Annotated in this window: 21 protein-coding genes; 7 read left to right on the top strand and 14 right to left on the bottom strand. The window is 73.2% G+C overall.

The annotated features are described in order from the left end of the window. Window positions 1-46 precede the first annotated feature (46 nt). On the top strand, window positions 47-298 hold the full coding sequence (locus ACGFYY_RS07010; RefSeq protein WP_393707477.1) for a DUF6332 family protein: 252 nt from the start codon (window positions 47-49) through the stop codon (window positions 296-298). A 215-nt stretch (window positions 299-513) separates the two neighbouring features. Here the strand turns inward: ACGFYY_RS07010 and ACGFYY_RS07015 are convergent, their stop codons facing one another. Continuing rightward, window positions 514-1,458: a spherulation-specific family 4 protein gene (locus ACGFYY_RS07015; protein ID WP_393707478.1), complete on the bottom strand. Its 945-nt coding sequence runs from the start codon at window positions 1,456-1,458 to the stop codon at window positions 514-516. 169 nt (window positions 1,459-1,627) lie between these two features. Beyond that, window positions 1,628-2,326, bottom strand: a complete 699-nt coding sequence (locus ACGFYY_RS07020) for a TetR/AcrR family transcriptional regulator (protein WP_393707479.1) — start codon at window positions 2,324-2,326, stop codon at window positions 1,628-1,630. Window positions 2,327-2,483: 157 nt separating this feature from the next. Here ACGFYY_RS07020 and ACGFYY_RS07025 point away from each other — a divergent pair, with 157 nt between their 5' ends. After that, window positions 2,484-2,942 (top strand): nitroreductase/quinone reductase family protein, encoded by a 459-nt coding sequence (locus ACGFYY_RS07025; protein ID WP_393707480.1) that lies wholly within the window; start codon window positions 2,484-2,486, stop codon window positions 2,940-2,942. Window positions 2,943-3,048: 106 nt separating this feature from the next. Here the strand turns inward: ACGFYY_RS07025 and ACGFYY_RS07030 are convergent, their stop codons facing one another. Together ACGFYY_RS07030 and ACGFYY_RS07035 are read right to left on the bottom strand one after the other, a co-directional pair. Next, on the bottom strand, window positions 3,049-3,546 hold the full coding sequence (locus tag ACGFYY_RS07030; protein WP_393707481.1) for a hypothetical protein: 498 nt from the start codon (window positions 3,544-3,546) through the stop codon (window positions 3,049-3,051). 9 nt (window positions 3,547-3,555) lie between these two features. Then, on the bottom strand, window positions 3,556-4,755 hold the full coding sequence (locus ACGFYY_RS07035; RefSeq protein ID WP_393707634.1) for a geranylgeranyl reductase family protein: 1,200 nt from the start codon (window positions 4,753-4,755) through the stop codon (window positions 3,556-3,558). 393 nt (window positions 4,756-5,148) lie between these two features. Here ACGFYY_RS07035 and ACGFYY_RS07040 point away from each other — a divergent pair, with 393 nt between their 5' ends. Then, window positions 5,149-6,513: a dipeptidase gene (locus tag ACGFYY_RS07040; RefSeq protein ID WP_393707482.1), complete on the top strand. Its 1,365-nt coding sequence runs from the start codon at window positions 5,149-5,151 to the stop codon at window positions 6,511-6,513. Between the two features lie 232 nt (window positions 6,514-6,745). Further along, window positions 6,746-7,285 (top strand): hypothetical protein, encoded by a 540-nt coding sequence (locus tag ACGFYY_RS07045; protein ID WP_393707483.1) that lies wholly within the window; start codon window positions 6,746-6,748, stop codon window positions 7,283-7,285. Here ACGFYY_RS07045 and ACGFYY_RS07050 read toward each other — a convergent pair. After that, window positions 7,204-8,241, bottom strand: a complete 1,038-nt coding sequence (locus tag ACGFYY_RS07050) for an NUDIX domain-containing protein (RefSeq protein ID WP_393707484.1) — start codon at window positions 8,239-8,241, stop codon at window positions 7,204-7,206. The two genes, ACGFYY_RS07045 and ACGFYY_RS07050, sit on opposite strands and share 82 nt — an antisense overlap. A gap of 189 nt (window positions 8,242-8,430) precedes the next feature. On the opposite strand from ACGFYY_RS07050, the gene ACGFYY_RS07055 reads away from it, so the two are divergent. Beyond that, window positions 8,431-9,417: a LacI family DNA-binding transcriptional regulator gene (locus ACGFYY_RS07055; protein WP_393707635.1), complete on the top strand. Its 987-nt coding sequence runs from the start codon at window positions 8,431-8,433 to the stop codon at window positions 9,415-9,417. A 189-nt stretch (window positions 9,418-9,606) separates the two neighbouring features. Here ACGFYY_RS07055 and ACGFYY_RS07060 read toward each other — a convergent pair whose 3' ends face one another. From ACGFYY_RS07060 to ACGFYY_RS07085, 6 genes are all read right to left on the bottom strand, one after another. After that, complete coding sequence (locus tag ACGFYY_RS07060; protein ID WP_393707485.1) at window positions 9,607-10,905, bottom strand: DUF6986 family protein; 1,299 nt, start codon at window positions 10,903-10,905, stop codon at window positions 9,607-9,609. A 170-nt stretch (window positions 10,906-11,075) separates the two neighbouring features. Continuing rightward, on the bottom strand, window positions 11,076-12,641 hold the full coding sequence (locus ACGFYY_RS07065) for a protein kinase (protein ID WP_393707486.1): 1,566 nt from the start codon (window positions 12,639-12,641) through the stop codon (window positions 11,076-11,078). A 237-nt stretch (window positions 12,642-12,878) separates the two neighbouring features. Continuing rightward, the gene (locus tag ACGFYY_RS07070) at window positions 12,879-13,841 is read right to left on the bottom strand and encodes an electron transfer flavoprotein subunit alpha/FixB family protein (RefSeq protein WP_365276308.1); all 963 of its coding nucleotides are present in this window, start codon (window positions 13,839-13,841) and stop codon (window positions 12,879-12,881) included. 58 nt (window positions 13,842-13,899) lie between these two features. Then, the gene (locus ACGFYY_RS07075; RefSeq protein WP_030012969.1) at window positions 13,900-14,685 is read right to left on the bottom strand and encodes an electron transfer flavoprotein subunit beta/FixA family protein; all 786 of its coding nucleotides are present in this window, start codon (window positions 14,683-14,685) and stop codon (window positions 13,900-13,902) included. Window positions 14,686-14,885: 200 nt separating this feature from the next. Then, the gene (locus ACGFYY_RS07080) at window positions 14,886-15,407 is read right to left on the bottom strand and encodes a flavin reductase family protein (RefSeq protein WP_365276314.1); all 522 of its coding nucleotides are present in this window, start codon (window positions 15,405-15,407) and stop codon (window positions 14,886-14,888) included. Between the two features lie 357 nt (window positions 15,408-15,764). Then, window positions 15,765-16,133 (bottom strand): thioredoxin family protein, encoded by a 369-nt coding sequence (locus ACGFYY_RS07085; protein WP_393707636.1) that lies wholly within the window; start codon window positions 16,131-16,133, stop codon window positions 15,765-15,767. A 197-nt stretch (window positions 16,134-16,330) separates the two neighbouring features. Here ACGFYY_RS07085 and ACGFYY_RS07090 point away from each other — a divergent pair, with 197 nt between their 5' ends. Beyond that, entirely contained in the window at window positions 16,331-17,053 is a 723-nt protein-coding gene (locus ACGFYY_RS07090) for a 1-acyl-sn-glycerol-3-phosphate acyltransferase (RefSeq protein ID WP_030713622.1), read from the top strand. A 67-nt stretch (window positions 17,054-17,120) separates the two neighbouring features. On the opposite strand, the gene ACGFYY_RS07095 is transcribed toward ACGFYY_RS07090, so the two are convergent. Beyond that, entirely contained in the window at window positions 17,121-17,510 is a 390-nt protein-coding gene (locus ACGFYY_RS07095; protein WP_393707487.1) for a hypothetical protein, read from the bottom strand. 263 nt (window positions 17,511-17,773) lie between these two features. After that, entirely contained in the window at window positions 17,774-18,337 is a 564-nt protein-coding gene (locus ACGFYY_RS07100; RefSeq protein ID WP_393707488.1) for a CGNR zinc finger domain-containing protein, read from the bottom strand. An 81-nt stretch (window positions 18,338-18,418) separates the two neighbouring features. Here ACGFYY_RS07100 and ACGFYY_RS07105 point away from each other — a divergent pair, with 81 nt between their 5' ends. Next, a complete protein-coding gene (locus ACGFYY_RS07105) occupies window positions 18,419-19,675 on the top strand; it encodes an MFS transporter (protein WP_393707489.1) in 1,257 nt (418 codons plus the stop codon). Here ACGFYY_RS07105 and ACGFYY_RS07110 read toward each other — a convergent pair. Continuing rightward, window positions 19,611-20,210, bottom strand: a complete 600-nt coding sequence (locus ACGFYY_RS07110; protein ID WP_393707490.1) for a transglutaminase family protein — start codon at window positions 20,208-20,210, stop codon at window positions 19,611-19,613. The two genes, ACGFYY_RS07105 and ACGFYY_RS07110, sit on opposite strands and share 65 nt — an antisense overlap. Window positions 20,211-20,214: the final 4 nt, after the last annotated feature.

Consider the following 20,214-nt stretch of genomic DNA (forward strand, 5'->3'; position numbering starts at 1 on the left):
ACGGAGGGGGCTTGTGACGGGCCGTGCGCGCTGTGACACTCCACGCATGGGGCGACGTACGCAGGCGGACCGGGACGCGATCACCATCGAGATCGTCTACGCCATTGTCAGCGCCGGTTTCGCGGCCGCCCTCGCCTTCGGCGCGGTGTACGGGCCCGCGTTCGCGTTCTCCCTCTCCTCGTCGACACGCCGGACCCTGGCCGTGGCGGGGGTGATCCTGGCGGCGGTGGTGTTCCTGCTCCGCGTGACCCATGTGCTGCTCGGATTCGCCCGCCGCCCGGAGAACGACGGCGACTGACCCGGGGCACGGCTGCCGATGCGGACGGGGCGCCGCGGCGGGTTGTCGGCGGCGTGGGGGCGGCGTGTCGGCGGGCTGTCGGCCGGTGGTTCGGCCGGTCGGGTCGCGAATCGGCGTGACGATCACCTCCGGCCCGGAAGTGCGGTGGAGCCACCGGTGATTCGATCACCGAATGCCGAAGGTGGCCGAGCGACCGGGAAGCCCGCCGGTGGCCCTCAGCCGAGGGTGGCCGCGTAGGTGGTCTGGGTGCGGTACTTCCATGTCGGGCTCGCGTTCCAGGGGTTGGGCATGACCGTGCCGGTCGCGTACGCGTAGCCCGCGCCCCGGTCGAAGGCCGTGCGGAGGGTCGCGCGCATCGCTTCGGGGTCGGGGACGTCGTGGACCAGGTGCCAGAACGCCGTTCCGCTCGGGTCGAGTTCGGTACCGGAGCGGTAGCCGGAGGAGTGGTCGAATACGTTGCCGCCGAGCCAGCCGGCGCCGGCGTACACGGCGTAGGTGTCCTCGAACGTGACGAAGATGTCGGCGGTGCGGTGGCCCGGTTCCAGGTAGCAGTCGGCTATGGCGGTGCCGGGGTTGTTGACGACGAGGTCGGAGGCGGTCGGGTCGATGGCGTCCATCCGCTCCTGGACGTAGCGGCGCAGCTCGGCGTAGTAGTCGCGGGTGGCGTTGGCGGGTCCGCAGTCGCGGCTGACGACGTCGAAGAAGATGCCGTCGACGTGGAGGCGGCCGTCGGGGGGCTCGAGGTAGTTGTCGACGGAGGCCTTGGCGGCGGCGATGTCGCGGTTGCCGTGGTCGGTGTGGACGTAGCCCAGCACCCGGGTCTTCTCGCCGGTGGCGGTGGTACGGGCGCGCAGCGCGTCGGCGCGGGAGCGCCAGGGGCCGTCGAACGGGGCGTCGCCGTTGCCCGGGTTCAGCACGACCACCGAGGGGGCCGGCGTGGTGGCGGTGAGGTCGGTCAGCATGGGGTCGTTCGCCCAGACGTAGGCGGGGACGCCGATGTCCAGGCCCCGCACGCCCGGTGTCCGGGGCGTGGGGGGCGGGTCGGGCGCCGGAGCGGCCCGCGGGGGCGTGTCACGGGCCGCGGCGATGATGGCGGGCGCCGACGCGGCCAATAAGGCGGTGACCAGGGCGGCGTACAAGGCCTTCACGGCGCGAGGCATGAACGTTTCCTCCGGCGGCGGCAAGGGGGCGACCCGAGGAACACTAGACGGGCGGCCCCTCGTTCAAGGCTGAACCGCCCGCATTCGTATGAGGAACAGAAGAGCGAGCCATCCCCTCATCATGTGAATCTCCCGGATCCGCACGGCGGTCCGGGTCACCGCCCTCCCGTCACACGGCCGGCAGTCCGACCCCGTGCGCCAACTGGTCGGCGGCGTGCGCGAAGAAGCCGGCACGGTCCTCGACGACCCGGTTGAACTGGCCGAACAGCTCGCAGGACACCAGCCCGACCAACTGCGCCCAGGCGGCGACGAGCGCGGCGGTGACCGCCGGGGGCAGACCCTCGGCGAAGTCGGCGGTCATGCGGTCGGCCTCGGGGCGCAGAGCGGGCGACAGCGGCGGGAGGGCGAGGCCGGGCCCCTCGTACGCGGCGCGGAGGATGCCGATGAAGGCGTTGCCGACGCGGGAGGCCGGGCCGACGGTGTCGACGGGGGCGCTGTAGCCGGGGACCGGGGATCCATAGATCAGGGCGTACTCGTGCGGGTGCTCCAGCGCCCAGGAGCGGACGGCCTCGCAGACCGCGATCCAGCGGGCGCGGGGCGGGGCCCCGGCGGCGCGGGCGTGGGCGTCGGCGGTCTCGGCGGCCGCGCCGATGCTGTCGTACGCGTCGATGATGAGAGCGGTGAGCAGTTCGTCCCGACTGGGGAAGTACCGGTAGAGGGCGGAGGAGACCATGCCCAGCTCGCGGGCCACGGCGCGCAGGGAGAGCTTCGCGGCGCCCTCGGCGGCGAGCATGCGGCGCGCCTCGTCCTTGATGGCGGCGGTGACCTCGATGCGGGCTCGTTCCCTGGCCCCTCGCACGGTGTTCATGCGGGTCAGTCTGCCACGTGGGCGGAGCACCGCCCAGGAAACGGATTGCCGCTCCATTTCGAGAGCACTGCTCTTGCTTTAGTGCAGCGATCCGTGCACACTGCTCTCAAGCGAGAGCAGTGCTCTCTCAATGCAGGAAGCGGCCTCGGAGGTCACGATGAACGCGCCCACTCCCTATTACGCCCAGGCCACCCCGTTCGCGATCCGCTTCAACGCGCTCTTCGGCAAGCTGGCCCGCTTCGGCATCAGCCTGGCGGGCACCGCCGAGCTGTCGGTCCGCGGTCGCAAGTCCGGCGAGATGCAGCGGATCCCGGTCAACCCGCACACCTACGAGGGCGCCCAGTACCTGGTCTCGGCCCGCGGCCACTCCCAGTGGGTCCGCAACATGCGGGTGGCGGGCGGCGGCGAGCTGCGCGTCGGGCGCAAGGTGCGCGCGTTCACCGTCACCGAGATCACCGACCCGGTGCGGAAGGCCGACATCCTGCGCGCCTACCTGGAGAAGTGGGGCTGGGAGGTCAACCGCTTCTTCCAGGGGGTCACCGCCAAGTCCTCCGACGCCGAACTCCGGGCGGCCGCCGGCGACCATCCGGTCTTCCGGATCACGGTGTCCGGCTGACCGGCCGACCGGCCGACCGGGCAGCCGTCGACGTCCGGACGGCGGCGCTCCGCCCGGACGGGGACGGCTCCGCCCGGACGGGGACGGCTCCGCCCGGACCGGTCGTTCAGCCGAACGGTCGGCCCAGCCGGTACACCAGCCGCTCCCACGCGTGGTGCCGCCACAGCCAGAGCGGCAGCTCCCGGTGCGGGACGAACGACCACAGGTCGTCATCGGCCTCGTTGCCGCGCGGGCGGCGACGCAGCAGTTCCAGGCAGCGCCGGTCCACCGTGCCGTGGAGCCGCGCCACATTGGCCAGAGCGATGACCCCCTGCTGGCGGACCTGCGGGTCCGCCGACTCCAGCGCCTTCGCGACAAGGGGGAGCACGGCGGCCGGGTCGTCGTGGTTGAGGGCGAGCCCGATCACCGCCGCCCCGACGAACCGCTCGCCGCGCCCGAACGCCGCGAGGACGACATCCGGCCGGTCCACCCCGAGCAGGTTCGTGCCGCCCCGCCAGTCCGGACCGTCGTCACCGCCGGCCGGGCGGGTACCCGTACAGGTACCCGGGCCCGAACCGTCGGCCTCGGCTTCGGCTTCGACTTCCCCTTCGCCGATCCCACCCACGACGGCACCTCAGCCCTGGCCGCCGCCCCGGGCCGCCGCCTGTCGGGCGTCCATCATGTGCAGCGCCTTGCGGGCCAGCGGGTACGTACGCACCAGCTCGGCCAGCGTCGTCGAGCCCCGCGTGATCCGGGCGAACGCCCGCCACGCCGGACCGAAGCCGGTGATCGCCGCGTGCAGCAGCCGCGGCTTGGCCTCGAAGAGGTGCAGCATCCGCGTGCCGACCCCCATCTCCACGCCCAGCCCGGCCTTCACCGCGAAGGCGTAGTTGAGGGCCTGGCGGCGCGCGTCCACGGCGTCCTGCGCCTCGGAGATCTTCACCGCCCACTCCCCCGCCAGTCGCCCGGAGCGCAGCGCGAAGGAGATGCCCTCCCGGGTCCACGGCTCCAGCAGTCCGGCCGCGTCGCCCGCCACCAGCACCCGGCCGCGCGAGAGCGGTGAATCGGGCTTGCGGCAGCGGGTCAGGTGGCCGGAGGAGACGGCCGGTTCGAAGCCGGCGAGTCCGAGCCGGGCGATGAAGTCGTCCAGGTAGCGCTTGGTCGCGGCGCCCTCGCCCTTGGCCGAGATGACCCCGACGGTCAGGGTGTCGCCCTTGGGGAACACCCAGCCGTAACTGCCGGGCAGCGGGCCCCAGTCGATCAGTACCCGCCCCTTCCAGTCCTCCGCGACCGTCTCGGGGACGGGGATCTCCGCCTCCAGGCCCAGGTCCACCTGGTCCATCTCCACCCCGACGTGCGCGCCGATCCGGCTCGCGCTGCCGTCCGCGCCGACCACCGCGCGGGCCAGCACGGTCTCGCCGTCGGCGAGCACCACGGCGACCGTGCGCCGGTCGGGGACGGCCGCTCCGTGCTGTTCGACGCGGGCCACGGCCGTACCCGTACGGATGGTGGCTCCGGCCTTCTCGGCCTCGGCGACCAGGCCGGCGTCGAACTCCGGGCGGTTGATGAGCCCGAACAGCATGTGCTTCGAGCGTCGGGTGCGGGTCAGCTTCCCGTCCATCGAGAAGGTGACCGCGTGGATGCGGTCCTTGAGGGGCAGCACGAAACCCGGGGGCAGTGCGTCGCGGGAGGGGCCGATGATGCCGCCGCCACAGGTCTTGTAGCGGGGCAGCTCGGCCTTCTCCAGCAGCAGAACGCGCCGCCCCGCCGTCGCCGCCGCGTACGCGGCCGAGGACCCGGCGGGTCCCGCCCCGACCACGACCACGTCCCACACCTCGCCGGTCTCCCCGGCCGCCTCGTCGCCCGCCCCTTGGGCGTCCTGCTCCGTGCCCACGCCTGCGTCTGCGTCTGCGTCTGCGCCCACGGCTGCCTCTGCCGCGTCCGCGGTCGCGCCCGGCTCCGCGTCGGTGCCCTCCGCGTGTGCGTCCATGCCCGTGCCTGCGCCCGCGCCTGCGTCTGTGTCGCGTACGTCGTCGTCGCTGCTCACGATGTGTTGCTGCTCCTGATCACCCGGTTGCTCCGATGCCGGGGAAATCCTACGGCGAGACACCGCCCGGTCCCGCTGTGCGAGGATCAAGTCTGTCTTTCGCCCACCCGGCATACGCACACCCCGCGGATGCGGGCGGCGTACACACGGAACAACGTCGCACCCAAAAGGAGCGTGCCCATGTCCCAGAATCCGATCGCCGAGACCATCGCCTCGCTGATGCCCCGCGCCAAGCAGGAGCTGACCGAGCTGGTGGCCTTCCAGTCGGTGGCGGACTGGGCGCAGTTCCCCAAGAGCGAGAGCGAGGCCGCCGCGAACTGGGTGGCCGACGCCCTGCGCGTCGAGGGCTTCCAGGACGTGGCGCTGCTCGACACCCCTGACGGCACCCAGTCGGTCTACGGCTTCCTGCCCGGCCCCGAGGGCGCGCCGACCGTGCTGCTCTACGCGCACTACGACGTCCAGCCGCCGCTCGACGACGCGGCCTGGACCTCCCCCGCCTTCGAGCTGACCGAGCGCGACGGCCGCTGGTACGGGCGCGGCGCGGCCGACTGCAAGGGCGGGTTCATCATGCACCTGCTGGCGCTGCGCGCGCTGAAGGCCAACGGCGGTGTGCCCGTGAGCGTGAAGGTGATCGTCGAGGGCTCGGAGGAGCAGGGCACCGGCGGCCTCCAGCAGTACGCCGAGGCGCACCCGGAGCTGCTGGCCGCCGACACCATCGTCATCGGCGACGCGGGCAACTTCCGGCTCGGCCTGCCGACGGTGACGGCCACCCTGCGCGGCATGTGCCTGGTCAAGGTGAAGATCGACACGCTGGGCGGCAACCTGCACTCGGGCATGTTCGGCGGCGCCGCCCCCGACGCGCTGGCCGCGCTGATCCGTGTGCTCGACTCGCTGCGGGCGGCGGACGGTTCGACGACCGTGGACGGGCTCGCCTCGGACGAGGTGTGGGACGGCCTGCAGTACCCGGAGGCGGACTTCCGCACGGACGCGAAGGTCCTGAACGGTGTCGAGCTCATCGGCGAGGGCACGATCGCGGACCGGCTCTGGGCCCGCCCGGCCGTCACGGTGCTCGGCATCGACTGCCCGTCCGTGGTCGGCGCGACGCCGTCCGTGCACGCGAGTGCCGGCGCGCTGATCAGCCTGCGGGTGCCGCCGGGTGTGGACACCGCCGCGGCCGTGAAGCTGCTGCAGGCCCACCTGGAGGCGCACACCCCGTGGAAGGCTCGCCTCGAACTGGAGGTCGTGGGTCAGGGTCAGCCGTTCCAGGCGGACACCGACAGCCCGGCGTACGCGTCGATGCGCAAGGCCCTGGAGGCCGCGTACCCCGGCCAGGAGATGCAGATCAGCGGCATGGGCGGGTCGATTCCGCTGTGCAACACGCTGACGTCCCTGTACCCGGAGGCGGAGATGCTGCTCATCGGGTTGAGCGAGCCGGAGGCCCAGATCCACGCGGTCAACGAGAGCGTGTCGCCGCAGGAGCTGGAGCGCCTGTCGGTGGCGGAGGCCCTCTTCCTCGTGGACTACGCGGAGTCCCGGCGCGCCTGACCCGCCCGCCGGGGCCGGAAGCGCGAGCGTGATCGCGCGCTGGAGCTCGCTGTGTACGCCCAGGGCGCACTGCCACCACGGAGTGCGCCCTGGGCGTACTACGCTCCCGGTGAATTCGCGGACGCGGGGGCTGCCGGCCGGCCGTGGGTGCGCCGTATGGATCTTGTCGAAGTACTGCCGAACCGGCTGCACATGCTCCGCTTCCCCATCGGCCGGGGGGTGGGGTGCGCGGGTGTTGGCGCACCGCTGGGACACCCCGGTGATCCGGGGCGCGCGGCCGGTGCCCGAACCGGTCCTGCTGGACCGGGAGATACCGCTCTACGCGCACGGCCTGACCGTAGCCGAGGCCCCGCCCACCCCCGTCGACCACGAGCTGGAGGACGGGGAGGCCCTGGACTTCGACGACGCGGCGCACGTCGTCCACGCCCCGGGCCGCACGGACGGCAGCATCGGGATCCGCCTTCCGCGCCACGGCGTGCTGTTCACGGGTGACCGTGTCGCCGCCGTCGGCCCGCTGATGCCGGGCGTCTTCGACGTGGACCGGCGCCGGGCCGTCGAGACCTCCACCGCCTGGCCGCGCCGGCCCCCTCGACCGCCTGCTTCCGCCACGGCGATCCGCTGCCGGTGGACACGGCCGCGGCCCTGGCCGAGGCCGCGGCGGGAACGCCCGTCCGAGGGGCGCGCGGTCCCTCAGCCGACCGGTGTGCCCGCCTCCAGGTACACCGGCCGGCCGCGTTCGCGGGCGCGCAGGGCCCGGCGCAGGCGTGCGTAGCGGTGCGGCGGCAGCATGTCGGCGGCCTCGGCCTCGGTGACGAAGCGCCAGGCCCGCAGTTCCGGGCCGGGCAGCCGGAGCCGGGCCGTCGCCTCCGCCGAGAGCCGGCCGCCGTCGAAGAGCAGGCGCAGCCCGCCGTAGCCGGGCGGCTGGGGCGGCTCCCAGTCCACGACCAGCAATCCGGGCGCCCGCTCCAGTGCGACGCCCAGTTCCTCGGCGACCTCCCGTACGCCCGCGGCCGCGGGTGCCTCGCCCGCTTCGACGACCCCGCCCGGGAACTCCCAGCCCGCCTTGTACGTCGGATCGACCAGCAGCACCCGGTCCTCTTCGTCGAAGAGCAGTACCCCGGCGGCCACCGTCTCCCGGGTGGGATCCGGGGTCTGCACGATGTCGCAGATCTTGGCCGTGTCGGAGCGGACGGCCTCGGCTATGCGCTCCGCGGTCTGCCGCGGGGTCAGCACCCCGTTGTCGATGACGTGCGCGTCGCCGGTCAGCCAGCCGAGGGCCTGCTGGTAGATCGGGATGTGGTCGTAGGCCCACCGCCGGACCCGCAGGTCGACCTCGGCGGGCTCTCCGAGTTCCTGTCGTGTGGCGATCCGCTCCCGCAGGATCGTTTCCGCAGGAGCCAGCAACACATGCCGCACCGGGATCCGCCGAGCCGCCAGGCCGCCGAAGATCTCGTCCCGGTATTCCTGGCGCAACAGCGTCATCGGTACGACGAGCACCCCGCCCAGTTCGGCGAGCATCGCGGCGGCCGTGTCCACCACCAACCGCCGCCAGCTCGGGAGGTCCTGATAATCGGTGACCTCGGCCAGTCGCTTGGCCGGCAGCAGCACGCGCAGCGCGTCGCCGATGAACTCCGGGTCGAACAGGGTGCTGTCCGGCAGGATTCCGGTCAGTTCGCGGGCCGTGCTGGTCTTTCCGGCGCTGAACGTGCCGTTGATCCAGACAATCACGTCTACCCCTTTCCCCATGGCTCGTCCGGAGCCCCCAGTGGCTTGCCCGCATCAGCCTGCCACGAAAACCTCATGACGGGCGCAGTGCTTATCCTCAAGGTCACAGCCCTGCTCGTGAGCCCCGGAGGATTCGCCACCGTGCCCCACAACCGCCACCCGTTCGAGCCCCGCTACGGCAACCGGCCGACCATGAAGGACGTGGCGTCCCAGGCGGGCGTCGGTCTGAAGACGGTGTCGCGCGTGGTCAACGGTGAGCCGGGAGTGACTCCCGAGACGGAGCGGCGGGTCCAGGAGGCGATCGAGGCGCTCGGCTTCCGCCGCAACGACAGTGCCCGCGTGCTGCGCAAGGGCCGTACCGCCACCGTGGGCCTGGTCCTGGAGGACCTCGCCGACCCCTTCTACGGTCCGCTCAACCGGGCGGTGGAGGAGGTGGCCCGCGCGCACGGGGCGCTGCTCATCAACGGCTCCAGCGCCGAGGACCCGGACCGGGAGCGGGAGTTGGCGCTCGCGCTGTGCGCCCGCCGGGTGGACGGGCTGATCGTGATCCCGGCCGGTGACGACCACCGCTACCTGGAGCCGGAGATGCGGGCCGGTGTGTCCACGGTGTTCGTCGACCGTCCGGCGGGCCGGATCGAGGCCGATGTCGTCCTGTCGGACAGCTTCGGCGGCGCCCGGGGCGGGGTGGCCCACCTGATCGCGGGCGGCCACCGCCGGATCGGTTTCATCGGCGACCAGCCGCGCATCCATACCGTGGCCGAGCGACTGCGCGGCTACCGCGCGGCGATGGCGGACGCGGGCCTGCCGGTGGCGGAAGCCTGGGTCTCGCTCGGGTCCACGGCCCCGGAACGGGTCGCGGCGGCGGCCGGGGCGATGCTCACGGGCCCGGACCCGGTGACCGCCGTCTTCGCCGGCAACAACCGGGTGACGGTGACCGTGGTCCGGGTGCTGGCGGCGCACGACCGTCCGGTGGCGCTGGTCGGCTTCGACGACTTCGAGCTGGCCGATCTGCTCCGGCCGGGCGTGACGGTGGTCGCCCAGGACCCGGCGGCCCTGGGCCGGGTGGCCACGGACCGCCTCTTCCAGCGCCTCGCGGGCGCGGATCTGACCCCGTCCCGCATCGAACTCCCGACCCGCCTGATCCCCCGCGGCTCGGGCGAACTCCCGCCGACGGGCTGACCCTTCACCGGGTCGGCCCGCGCGGCACGGCCTCGGGCCGCCCGAGGCGAGGCCGATCCCGGCTCGCGGCGATCGGCGCGACGGCGCGACGGCGGCAGGTACCGGATGGTGCCGGGCCGGGGCATGGCGGCGGCCCGGCGCCGGTGGTCCGGGGCCGGGTCGCTCACGCCGTCGGGCGGCTCGGGTCGCTCAGTTGGTCGCCGTCAGGGTGGCCGAGCGGCGCGGGATGGCGAAGGCGTCCAGTTCCGCGCGGGTCAGGCCGGTGAGGGCGGTGACCTCGTCGGTACCCACCGCCCCGCAGTCGAGGCCGCGGACCAGATAGCCGGCCAGGGCCTTGGCGGTGGCGGGCTCGTCCATCACATCGCCCTCGATCTTGGCCACGTACGCCTTCAGGCGCGCCGCGGCGGCCTCCAGGCCCTCGCGGTAGAAGGTGAAGACGGCCGCGTAGCGGGTCGGCAGGTGCGCCGGGTGCATGTCCCAGCCCTGGTAGTAGGCGCGGGCCAGGGCGCGGCGGGTCAGGCCGTAGTGCAGCTTCCAGGCCTCGTGGACGTGCTCGGTGGTGCCGATCGGCAGCACGTTGGTCGAGCCGTCGGAGACGCGTACGCCGGTGCCGGCGGCCGCGACCTGCATGATCGCCTTCGCGTGGTCGGCGGCGGGGTGGTCGCTCGACTGGTACGCGGCGGAGACGCCGACGCAGGCGCTGTAGTCGAAGGTGCCGTAGTGCAGACCCGTGGCGCGGCCCTTCGAGGCCTCGATCATCCGGGCGACCGTGGCGGTGCCGTCGGAGGCGACGATGGACTGGCTGGTCTCGATCTGGATCTCGAAGCCGATCCGGCCCGGGCGCAGGCCGCGGGTGCTCTCGAAGGCCTCCAGCAGCTTGACGAAGGCGCTGACCTGCTCGGCGTAGGTGACCTTGGGCAGGGTCAGGACGAGGCCCTCGGGCAGGCCGCCGTGCTCCAGCAGGCCGGAGAGGAAGATGTCCGTGGTGCGGATGCCCCGGTCGCGGACGTTGGACTCCATGCACTTCATGCGGATGCCCATGTACGGCGCGTTGGTGCCGTTGGAGAAGGCCTCCGAGACGAGGCGGGCGGCGCGGGCCGCGGCCTGGTCCTCCTCCTCGTCGGAGCGGACGCCGAAGCCGTCCTCGAAGTCGACGCGGAGGTCCTCGACGGGCTCGCTGCAGAGCTTGGCGCGGACGCGGTCGTAGACGGGTACGGCCAGCTCGTCGGAGATGCCGAGCACCTTGGCGAAGGTAGCGGCGTCCGGGGCGTGCTCATCGAGGGCGGCGAGGGCCTGGTCGCCCCAGGAGCGGATGGTGTCGGCGGCGAAGACGTCACCGGGTACGTAGACGGTGTGGATGGGCTGCCGGGTGCCGGGGTCGCCCGGGTAGTGGCGCGCGAGTTCCGCGTCCACCGGCGCGAGGGAGGCGCTGATGCCCTCGCTGACCGCGCCTGCGAGGCTCGTCGCCACCTTCTCCTGCTGACCCATCGTGCACTCTCCTCTTTTCCGCTTCACGGAAGCTTAGATCCGCATAGCAGAATTTAGTCACGGGGTTCCGCCCCGTCAATGGTCCCCCCGCCGTCCTGGACAAACGACCCGGGGCCGCGCGGTGACAAACACCACACAGCCCCGCCTTCGAAGAGTACGCAGGTCAGCGGCTACGGACCGGATTCGGCCGGGACGGGCGCCGCCGGCATACGGGGAACACAGACGGCCAGGACGAGGGCGGCGGCCGGCCACACCCCCAACCCCGAGGCCACCGCCAGGTACACGGCCTTCCCGTTCGCCGTCAGGACCACGGCGAACACCACGGCGTTGAGCAGCCCGGCCTCGGTGGCCAGCCAGGCCACCCACGGGTCCCGCCGCGCCAGCCCGCCCACCAGCCCCTGGACGAAATAGGACAGGAACAGCAGCGCCATCCACGCCGCGCACAGGACCAGCAGCCCCACCCACCACGGGGCCGGTGGCCAGAACAGCAGCACCACACCGATGAGGACGCCGGCCGTGACGGCCGCCGCGACCCCCCGGCCGTCCTCGGCGGCCGCGTCGGCGGAGCGCCGGGAGACGAAGAACGCGACCAGGTAGGCGAGCAGCGCGGCGCCGAGCGTCACGAGGGCCGCCGCGCTCCAGCGACCCATGCCGACGAGCTGGGCGTACACCCCGGCGGCGGCGAGCAGCGCGCCCCACAGGAGGCGCGGCCGGGTGCCGGGTACGGACGAGGCCGGGAGCGGGTGGCCGGACGCGGTCGCAACGGCCGGTGCCGCCGCGGGCGCGTCGGCTCCCAGGGCGGTCGCCGCCCCCCGTCCCTCCCCCCGTCCCGCCGCCGGGTCGGCGGCGGTCCGGGCGTGGGGCCGCGGCCTGGGCCGGGGTTGCGGCCGGACACGCGTCGCCGCCTTGCGCAACCGGTCGATCACCTGCTGCGCGTCGGCCGGTCGCGCCGCGGGCTCCTTGGCCAGCAGCTCCAGCACCAGCCGTTCCAGTTTTTCGGGCACGGAGGGCCGGAGGTCCCTGATCGGGGTGGGCTCACTGGTGAGGTGCTGCGAGAGCACCGACAGCCCGGAGCCGGTGAACGGCGGCCTGCCGGAGAGCAGCTCGTACAGCATGCAGCCGAGGGAGTACAGGTCGCTGCGGCCGTCGATGCGGCGGTCGCCGCGCGCCTGTTCCGGAGACATGTAGGTCGGCGTCCCGATGGCCGCGCCGGTGGCCGTCAGACCGGTGCCGGTCTCCTCCGCGAGGCGGGCGATACCGAAGTCGCAGATGGTGACGTCGGCCTCGGCCGGTCCGTGGACCATGATGTTGGCCGGCTTGATGTCCCGGTGGACCACACCGGCCCGGTGTGCCGCGGCCAGGCCCTCGCAGATCTGGACCGCCCACCGGACCACGGCGGCGGGGTCCGCGCCCGAGCGATGGTCGCCCAGCACGGCGGTCAGGGGCCGCCCCCGCACCAGCTCCATCACCAGGAAGAGCACCGGGCTGCCGTCGACCTCCACCTCTCCGTGATCGTGGACCGTCACGATCCGGGGGTGGGCCAGGCTCGCGGCCGTGCGGGCCTCCTTGCGGAAGCGCTCCTCCAGGAGGTGGTCGCCGGCCACGCCCCGGGAGATCACCTTGACCGCGACCTCCCGGTCGAGCCGAAGGTCCATGGCCTGCCACACCTCACCCATGCCACCGGCCCCGAGCCTGTGCTCCAGCCGGTAACGCCCCTCCAGTAACGCGCCCCGCATCGGAAGAACCCCTTCCCCGTCCCGCGCCCTCCCCGGGCTGACCGCAGCCTACGCCCCTCCCGCGACCGCACGTGGGGGTTCGAGCAGCGGCCACCGGCTCGGGGACGAGGAGGTCCGCGTACGAGTGAGGGCCTCCCGGTCCCGGTGGGGACGTCGCCGTCCTCACCGGCCCCGGAAGGCCCTCACTCGTTCGTGCACCCCGGTACGCGACTGGTCGCCTTCCCGGGATCGGGGCTACTAGCCCTTGCGCGCCTTGATCTCGTCGGTCAGCTGGGGGACGACGGCGAAGAGGTCGCCGACGACGCCGTAGTCGACGAGGTCGAAGATCGGGGCCTCGGCGTCCTTGTTGATGGCCACGATGGTCTTCGAGGTCTGCATGCCGGCGCGGTGCTGGATCGCGCCCGAGATGCCGGAGGCGATGTACAGCTGCGGGGAGACCGACTTGCCGGTCTGGCCGACCTGGTTGGTGTGCGGGTACCAGCCGGCGTCCACGGCGGCACGCGAGGCGCCGACGGCCGCGCCGAGGGAGTCCGCGAGCGCCTCGATGATGCCGAAGTTCTCGGCACCGTTGACGCCACGGCCGCCGGAGACGACGATCGCGGCCTCGGTCAGCTCGGGGCGGCCGGTCGACTCGCGCGGGGTGCGAGCGGTGACCTTGGTACCGGTGGCCAGGGCGCCGAAGGTGACGGCGAGCGCCTCGACGGCGCCGGCGGCCGGAGCCGCCTCGACCGGGGCCGAGTTCGGCTTCACGGTGATGACCGGGGTGCCCTTGGAGACGCGGGACTTGGTGGTGAACGACGCGGCGAAGGCGGACTGCGTCGCGACCGGGCCCTCGTCACCCGCCTCGAGGTCGGTGGCGTCGGTGATGATGCCCGAGCCGATACGGACCGCGAGGCGCGCGGCGATCTCCTTGCCCTCGGCGGAGGACGGGACGAGCACGGCGGCCGGGGAGACCGCGTCGTACGCGGCCTGGAGCGCGTCCACCTTCGGTACGACGAGGTACTCGGCGAACTCGGGGGCGTCGGCGGTGAGGACCTTGACCGCGCCGTGCTCGGCGAGCACCGCGGCGGTGGCGTCGGCACCGGCGCCCAGGGCGACGGCGACGGGCTCGCCGATGCGGCGGGCGAGCGTCAGCAGCTCGAGGGTGGGCTTGCGGACGGCGCCGTCCACGTGGTCGACGTAGACGAGAACTTCAGCCATGGGACTGCTCTCCTGCGATTGCGAAGTGTCTGGGGGCTAAGAGGGGTGGCCGAGGTTCTTAGATGAACTTCTGGCCGGCCAGGAACTCGGCCAGCTGCTTGCCGCCCTCGCCCTCGTCCTTGACGATCGTGCCGGCGGTGCGGGCCGGGCGCTGCGCCGCGGAGTCGACCGCGGTCCAGGAGCCCTCGAGGCCGACCTCGTCGGACTCCAGGTCCAGGTCGGACAGGTCCCAGGACTCGACCGGCTTCTTCTTGGCGGCCATGATGCCCTTGAAGGACGGGTAGCGGGCCTCGCCCGACTGGTCCGTCACCGAGACGAGCGCGGGGAGGGAGGCCTCCAGCTGCTCGCTCGCGGTGTCGCCGTCACGGCGGCCGGTCACGGTGCCGTCCTCGACCTTGACCTCGGAGAGCAGGGTGACCTGCGGGACGCCCAGGCGCTCGGCCAGGATCGCCGGCAGCACACCCATGGTGCCGTCGGTCGACGCCATGCCGGTGATGACCAGGTCGTAGCCGGCCTTCTCGATCGCCTTGGCGAGCACCAGCGAGGTGCCCATGACGTCGCTGCCGTGCAGGTCGTCGTCCTCGACGTGGATGGCCTTGTCGGCGCCCATCGAGAGCGCCTTGCGCAGCGCGTCCTTGGCGTCCTCGGGGCCCACCGTCAGGACGGTGATCTCGGCATCGTCGGCCTCGTCGGCGATCTGCAGCGCCTGCTCGACGGCGTACTCGTCGAGCTCCGACAGCAGACCGTCGACGTCGTCACGGTTGACGGTCAAGTCCTCGGTGAACTGCCGGTCGCCCGTGGCGTCGGGCACGTACTTCACACAGACAACGATCCTCAGGCTCACGCCGGCTCTCCTACCGCATCGTCTTTTCTGGTACCGCCTTATGCAGGCAGCATAGGCGCCTTGTCGGGCGGATCCCGGTCGGGGCGGCCCGCGCTCCGAAGGGAATGTTACTCGTCAGTACATCGTGGGTCCCACCAAGTCGCAAGGCTGCCGAGCTGTGATCTGCCCAACGCCGTCCGACCCGCCCAAGCAGGGACGATTCAGTCGCGCAACGCGTTGAAGCGCCCCTGGTGGTACAGCAGCGGGCGACCTTCTCCGGCCGGATCCCCGACGACCGCCTCGGCGATGATCACACGATGTTCACCGGCGGGCACACGTGCCACCACCCGGCAGACCAGCCACGCCAGTACGTCGTCCAGCACCGGCACCCCGTGCGGGCCCGCCGCCCAGCCGGTCGCCGGACCGAAGCGGTCGGCTCCGCTGCGGGCGAAGAGCCCCGCGAGCTCCCGTTGGTGCTCGCCGAGTATGTGGACGCCGAGGTGGTCGCTGTCGCGCACCGCGGGCCAGCTGGAGGCCCCGGTGCCGATCGTGAAGGACAGCAGCGGCGGATCGGCGGACACGGAGTTGAGCGAGGTGGCGGTGAACCCCACCGGGCGGCCGCCGTCCTGGGCGGTGATCACGGCGACGCCGGCGGCGTGCTGACGGAAGACCGAGCGCAGCAGGTCGGGCGAGCCGGGACGGGTCGCGCCGGGGGCCGGGTCGGAACCGGGACGGGGGGACATCGGGGAACGGGGGGACGGAGCCGTGGGGACCGTCGGGACTGTCGGAGCAGTCATCAGGGTTCTGCCTTCTGCCGCGGGGCACGCGGGCGCTGTCGAGGATCGGGGGGCCGGGGGTGTTTCAGTGGGCCCGACAGCGCGCGCTCGCGTGGCGGACGAGGTCCACATGGACCCGTCCGTAGAGCAGGAGTTCATACCGCATACCGCCAGCCTGGCGATCACCCGTGGACCCAGTCAAGCGAGATCGGGCAGATGTCAGGCGCGTCACGCTGTGTGCGGGCGCGCGCACCGGCGCCCCCGGCCCCTGGGCCGCGGGTCGCCCGACGCGGACGTCCGGCCGCCGAGCGGCGGGGCCCCACGTCATACGGCGGCCCCCAGGGCGGCGATCACATCCACCTTGCGCGGCATCCCGGCCGCCCGTCGCACGATCCGGCCCGCGGAGTCCAGGACCAGCACCGTCGGGGTCTTCTCGATCCCGAGGGCCCGCACCAGGTCGAGCCGCTCCTCGGCGTCGATCTCGATGTGCGCCACCCCGTCCACCATCGCGGCCACCTCGTCGAGGATCCGCCGCGTGGCCCGGCAGGGCTGGCAGAAGGCGCTGGAGAACTGCACCAGAGTGGCCCGCTCCCCCGGTTCCGCCCCCAGTTCGCCGGCGCTCAGCCGGGTCCTCGCGTCGCCTTGCCCCTGCACCCGCGCTCCCCTCCCCCCGTATTCGTCCGCGTACATCATCCTCGTACGCTCGTCCGTGGATCCGAGCACCCGGCGGGCCCACGACATTCCCGGCGTGATGAGAATCTCCCCGGGCAGGGGCCTCTGGACTGGCCAGCGGGCCGCGTATGGGGCACGATCCCCATGGTCGCGTACCTACGCTTCCGTAACTTCCGGCCGGGAGCACCTCCCCAGGCAGAAAGCGGGGTCTCCCCACCATGGCTGAGCTCGTCTACCCTCCCGTGATCGGCGCCGCGCACGGACTCTTCCGCGCGCTGGACATCCGTATCGACATGAAGGGCACCGAGAACATCCCCCGCAAGGGCGGTGCGGTCCTGGTGTCGAACCACATCGGATACCTCGACTTCATCTTCGCCGGCCTGACGGCGCGGCCGCAGAAGCGCCTGGTCCGGTTCATGGCCAAGGAGTCGGTGTTCCGGCACAAGGTGTCCGGTCCGCTGATGCGCGCGATGAAGCACATCCCCGTCGACCGCAAGCAGGGTGAGGCGGCTTACCAGCACGCCCTGGACTCGCTGCGGGCCGGCGAGATCATCGGCGTCTTCCCCGAGGCGACGATCTCCCAGTCCTTCACGCTCAAGAGCTTCAAGTCGGGTGCCGCGCGCATGGCGCAGGAGGCCGGGGTCCCGCTGATCCCGGTGGCGCTGTGGGGCACCCAGCGACTGTGGACCAAGGGCCGCCCGAAGAACCTCAAGCGCAGCCACATCCCCGTGACGATGCGCGTGGGCGAGCCCGTCGAGGCCCCGGCCGACCAGTACGCCGGTGCCATCACCCGGCGGCTGCGCGAGCGCGTGCAGGAGCTGCTGGACGCCGCGCAGCGCGCCTACCCGGACAAGCCGAAGGGTGCCGACGACTCGTGGTGGCTCCCGGCCCACCTGGGCGGCACCGCACCGACGGCGGCCGAGGTCCGCGAGGCCGGCTGACCGACCCCGCCCATGACGTAGGCCTCCCGGACCGCGACGCGGTCCCGGAGGCCTGATGCCCGCGCCGTCAGTGCCGGGCGCCGCCGGGGGGCTCGCACGGGGCGGCGAAGCACTGCCACTGCTGTCCGCCTTCGTCGTGCCGGCCGGGACGGTGGTCACCGCGCTTGTCGTGACGGTCCCGCTTGTCGTGGTCCCACTTGCCGTGGTGATCCCCCTCGTCGTGGTGGCCCTTCTCCGGCGCGGTGCCGCCGGGGGGCTCGCACGGAGCGGCGAAGCACTGCCACTGCTGCCCGCCGGCCGGGACGCGCACCCCGCCGTCGGCGCCGACGGCCACGACCGTGTGCGGCGCCGCCGGGGTGGCGGCGAAGGCGGTCGTCGGGACGAGCACGCCTCCCGCGGCGATGGCGGTCGAGGCTACGAGCAGGGCCAGGCGTCGGGGCCGAAAGGAATGGGTCATGGCTGTACTCCTCGCGCTGGGAGCCGGAATGGGCTCCTCCAGTACGCCGCGTCCGTCGTCTCCCGTCATGTCGCTGCATCTCGTGGCTTGACGGATCGACGAGCCCGTGTCCTCAGTTCGGGTCGTCGGCGTGCGTCAGGGTCTCCCAGGCCTCGAAGTGGTTCTCGGTACCCGCCGGGCGGCGCCCCTCGGTGAGCCTGTCCAGTCGGGCGCGGCTGTTCAGGACTCCGGGGTGGGCGAACCGCGCGGCGGCCGCGCCTCCTTCAGCCCTCCCGCTCCCCCTCCCGCCTCCGGCGGCGGTGGGCCGCGACCCGTGCCCGCGTGGCACAACTGCCGGAGCAGTAGCGGCGCGCGCTCCCCGGACCGGTGGCGAGGAAGAACCGCCCGCAGCCCTCGGCGGCGCAGGCACCCCAGGCGATCCGCCCGTACTCCGTGAGCAGTTGGGCGAGTACGAGGGCGCCCGAGGCGAGGAACCACTCGCCCCAGCCGGCCCCCTCCCCCCGATCGACGTGCAGGTGCCAGGGGTGCCCGTCGTGGCGCGTGAGGCGGGGGCGGGTGCCGCACTCCGCGAACAGCGCGTTCACGGCCTCGGCGGCGCGGTCCTCGTCGCCCTCGCCGAGCACCGCCGCCATCCGCCGGGCCGCCGCGCGCAGTTCCGCCGCGCTCGCCTCGCAGAACGCCTCCTCCGTGAGGTCGGCGGGGCGCTCGCCGTGCCCGGCCAGCAACTCCGCGAGCTCGGCGCGCGGCAGTTCGGGGGTCGCCCGGACCGCTTCGGTGAGGGCGATCAGTCGCCGGGCCGCCGAGAAGCCCTCCCGCGGGTCACCCATCCCCAAGTCCTTTCGCCCTACACGCGCATGACGTAACGTCTTGTGCGTCTATCGCGTTACAGCATACCGGGGAGGGGTCCGATGGGCGGTTTCGGGCGGTACCTGGCGGCGGCGCTGGCCGCACGCGTCGCCTCGGAGGGCATGGGCATGGCCGTGGTGCTGCTCGCGCTGGAGCGGACCGGGAGCGCGGCGCACGGGGCGTTCGTCCTGACGGCCTGGCTGGCTCCGCACGTCCTGGCCGCCCCGCTCGCGGGGGTCGCGGCGGCCCGGACCCGCCGGCCACGCCTGTTCCACGCCGGCGCCCTGGCCGGGTTCGCGACGGCCGTCGCGGCGTTGACCGTCCTGCTCGGCCGGGCCCCCGTACCGCTGGTGCTGGCCGTGGCGGTGCTCGGCGGCTCCTGCGGGCCGATGGTGACGGGTGGGCTGTCCAGCCTGATCACCGCCCTGGTCCCGGCAGGACCCGGGCGGGACCGGGCGTACGGCTGGGACGCGGCGACCTACAACGCGGCGGCGGTCACCGCGCCGGCGGCGGTCGGCCTGGTCACGGCGCTGGGCTCGGCCGGGCCTGCCATGGCCGTCCTGGCGGCGTCCGGAGCCCTGGCGGCGGCGCTGGCCGCCACCCTCCCGTACGAGGACCAGGGCGCGGGTCCGGTCCCGGGCGCACCCCGGGTCGGGCTGGGCGCGGGGCTCACGGCCCTGTGGCGGGTCCGAGAGCTGCGGGCGGTCACCTCGGCCACGACCCTGGGCTTCGTGGGCATCGGCTCGCTCACCACCGTCTCGGTGCTGCTGGCCACGGAGCTCGGCAGCCCGGGCGGCGGGGGCATCCTGATGACAGCCTTCGCGGTGGGCGCGCTGGGCGGCTCGCTCACGCTGGGCCGGATGACGTCCGTGGAGCCCGACCGGCTGGTGCGGTGGGCGCTGGCCGGGACCGGGGCGGCCCTCGCGGTGGCCGCGTTCGCCCCGTCGGTCGCCGTGACGGCGGCGGTGTTCGCGCTCGCCGGGGTGTGCGACGGGCCGCTGCTCACGGCCACGCTGCGGATCCGCGCGCAGTACGCGCCGGACGGGGTGCGGACCCAGGTGTTCACCCTGGGCGCGGGGCTGAAGGTGACGGCGGCGTCGACCGGGGCCGCCCTGGTGGGGATCGTGGCCGACGCGCCCGCGGCCGCGCTCCTGACCGGGATCGCCGGACTGCTGCTCGCGTCGGCGCTGCTGCACGCCCTGACGGCACCGCGCGAGCCCGACCGCCCCGCCGCCGGCGCGGAAGCCGCGGGACCTACAGAGCCGTCGGCAGGTTCCGCCACAACCTCGGCCGGTCGGCGGACTCCTGAAGGGCCTTGAGCGCGGCCGGGTGCGGGGCGGCATGGAGCTCGGGGTAGTCGATCTCGCCGAGTTCGGGGCGCACGGGGAAGGCGAGCCGTTCCTGGTCGAGGTCGAACCGGGCGTCCACCCCGGGCTTGTTGCCGCGCGGGTCGAGGCGGGACCAGCGCGTGCCACCGGGCAGCCGCACGGCGACCAGGCCGTGCACGACGGGGTTCGTGCCGCCGTCGTCGGTGAGGCGCTGGTAGCACAGGCCCGCCGGGATGCCCTGGGCGCGCAGCAGGGCGACGAGGGCGTGGGATTTGGCGTAGCAGATGCCGTTGCGCGTGGTGAGGACGTCGGACGCGCGCCAGGCGACGCGCGGGTCGCCGGAATCGGCCGAGTGCGGGATGGTGTCGCGGACGAACTCGAAGGCGGCCTCGGCGTATGAGTATGCGTCGCCACTGGACGACCAGAGCGTGTCGGCGGTCTCCTGTACGACCGGATGCCAGTGGTCGATCGCTTCACTGGACGCCAAGTAGGCGTGAATATCGAGGCTCTGCTGGATCAGCTGCATGGTC

Source organism: Streptomyces sp. NPDC048331, from assembly GCF_043201215.1.
In the GTDB taxonomy this organism is placed as follows: domain Bacteria; phylum Actinomycetota; class Actinomycetes; order Streptomycetales; family Streptomycetaceae; genus Streptomyces.

Coding starts and splice junctions, on each gene's coding strand:
- ACGFYY_RS07010 (WP_393707477.1), top strand. CDS start 47: ATGGGGCGACGTACGCAGGCGGACCGGGACGCGATCACCATCGAGATC.
- ACGFYY_RS07015 (WP_393707478.1), bottom strand. CDS start 1,458: ATGCCTCGCGCCGTGAAGGCCTTGTACGCCGCCCTGGTCACCGCCTTA.
- ACGFYY_RS07020 (WP_393707479.1), bottom strand. CDS start 2,326: ATGAACACCGTGCGAGGGGCCAGGGAACGAGCCCGCATCGAGGTCACC.
- ACGFYY_RS07025 (WP_393707480.1), top strand. CDS start 2,484: ATGAACGCGCCCACTCCCTATTACGCCCAGGCCACCCCGTTCGCGATC.
- ACGFYY_RS07040 (WP_393707482.1), top strand. CDS start 5,149: ATGTCCCAGAATCCGATCGCCGAGACCATCGCCTCGCTGATGCCCCGC.
- ACGFYY_RS07055 (WP_393707635.1), top strand. CDS start 8,431: ATGAAGGACGTGGCGTCCCAGGCGGGCGTCGGTCTGAAGACGGTGTCG.
- ACGFYY_RS07060 (WP_393707485.1), bottom strand. CDS start 10,905: ATGGGTCAGCAGGAGAAGGTGGCGACGAGCCTCGCAGGCGCGGTCAGC.
- ACGFYY_RS07065 (WP_393707486.1), bottom strand. CDS start 12,641: ATGCGGGGCGCGTTACTGGAGGGGCGTTACCGGCTGGAGCACAGGCTC.
- ACGFYY_RS07070 (WP_365276308.1), bottom strand. CDS start 13,841: ATGGCTGAAGTTCTCGTCTACGTCGACCACGTGGACGGCGCCGTCCGC.
- ACGFYY_RS07080 (WP_365276314.1), bottom strand. CDS start 15,407: ATGTCCCCCCGTCCCGGTTCCGACCCGGCCCCCGGCGCGACCCGTCCC.
- ACGFYY_RS07085 (WP_393707636.1), bottom strand. CDS start 16,133: ATGATGTACGCGGACGAATACGGGGGGAGGGGAGCGCGGGTGCAGGGG.
- ACGFYY_RS07090 (WP_030713622.1), top strand. CDS start 16,331: ATGGCTGAGCTCGTCTACCCTCCCGTGATCGGCGCCGCGCACGGACTC.
- ACGFYY_RS07095 (WP_393707487.1), bottom strand. CDS start 17,510: ATGACCCATTCCTTTCGGCCCCGACGCCTGGCCCTGCTCGTAGCCTCG.
- ACGFYY_RS07100 (WP_393707488.1), bottom strand. CDS start 18,337: ATGGGTGACCCGCGGGAGGGCTTCTCGGCGGCCCGGCGACTGATCGCC.
- ACGFYY_RS07105 (WP_393707489.1), top strand. CDS start 18,419: ATGGGCGGTTTCGGGCGGTACCTGGCGGCGGCGCTGGCCGCACGCGTC.
- ACGFYY_RS07110 (WP_393707490.1), bottom strand. CDS start 20,210: ATGCAGCTGATCCAGCAGAGCCTCGATATTCACGCCTACTTGGCGTCC.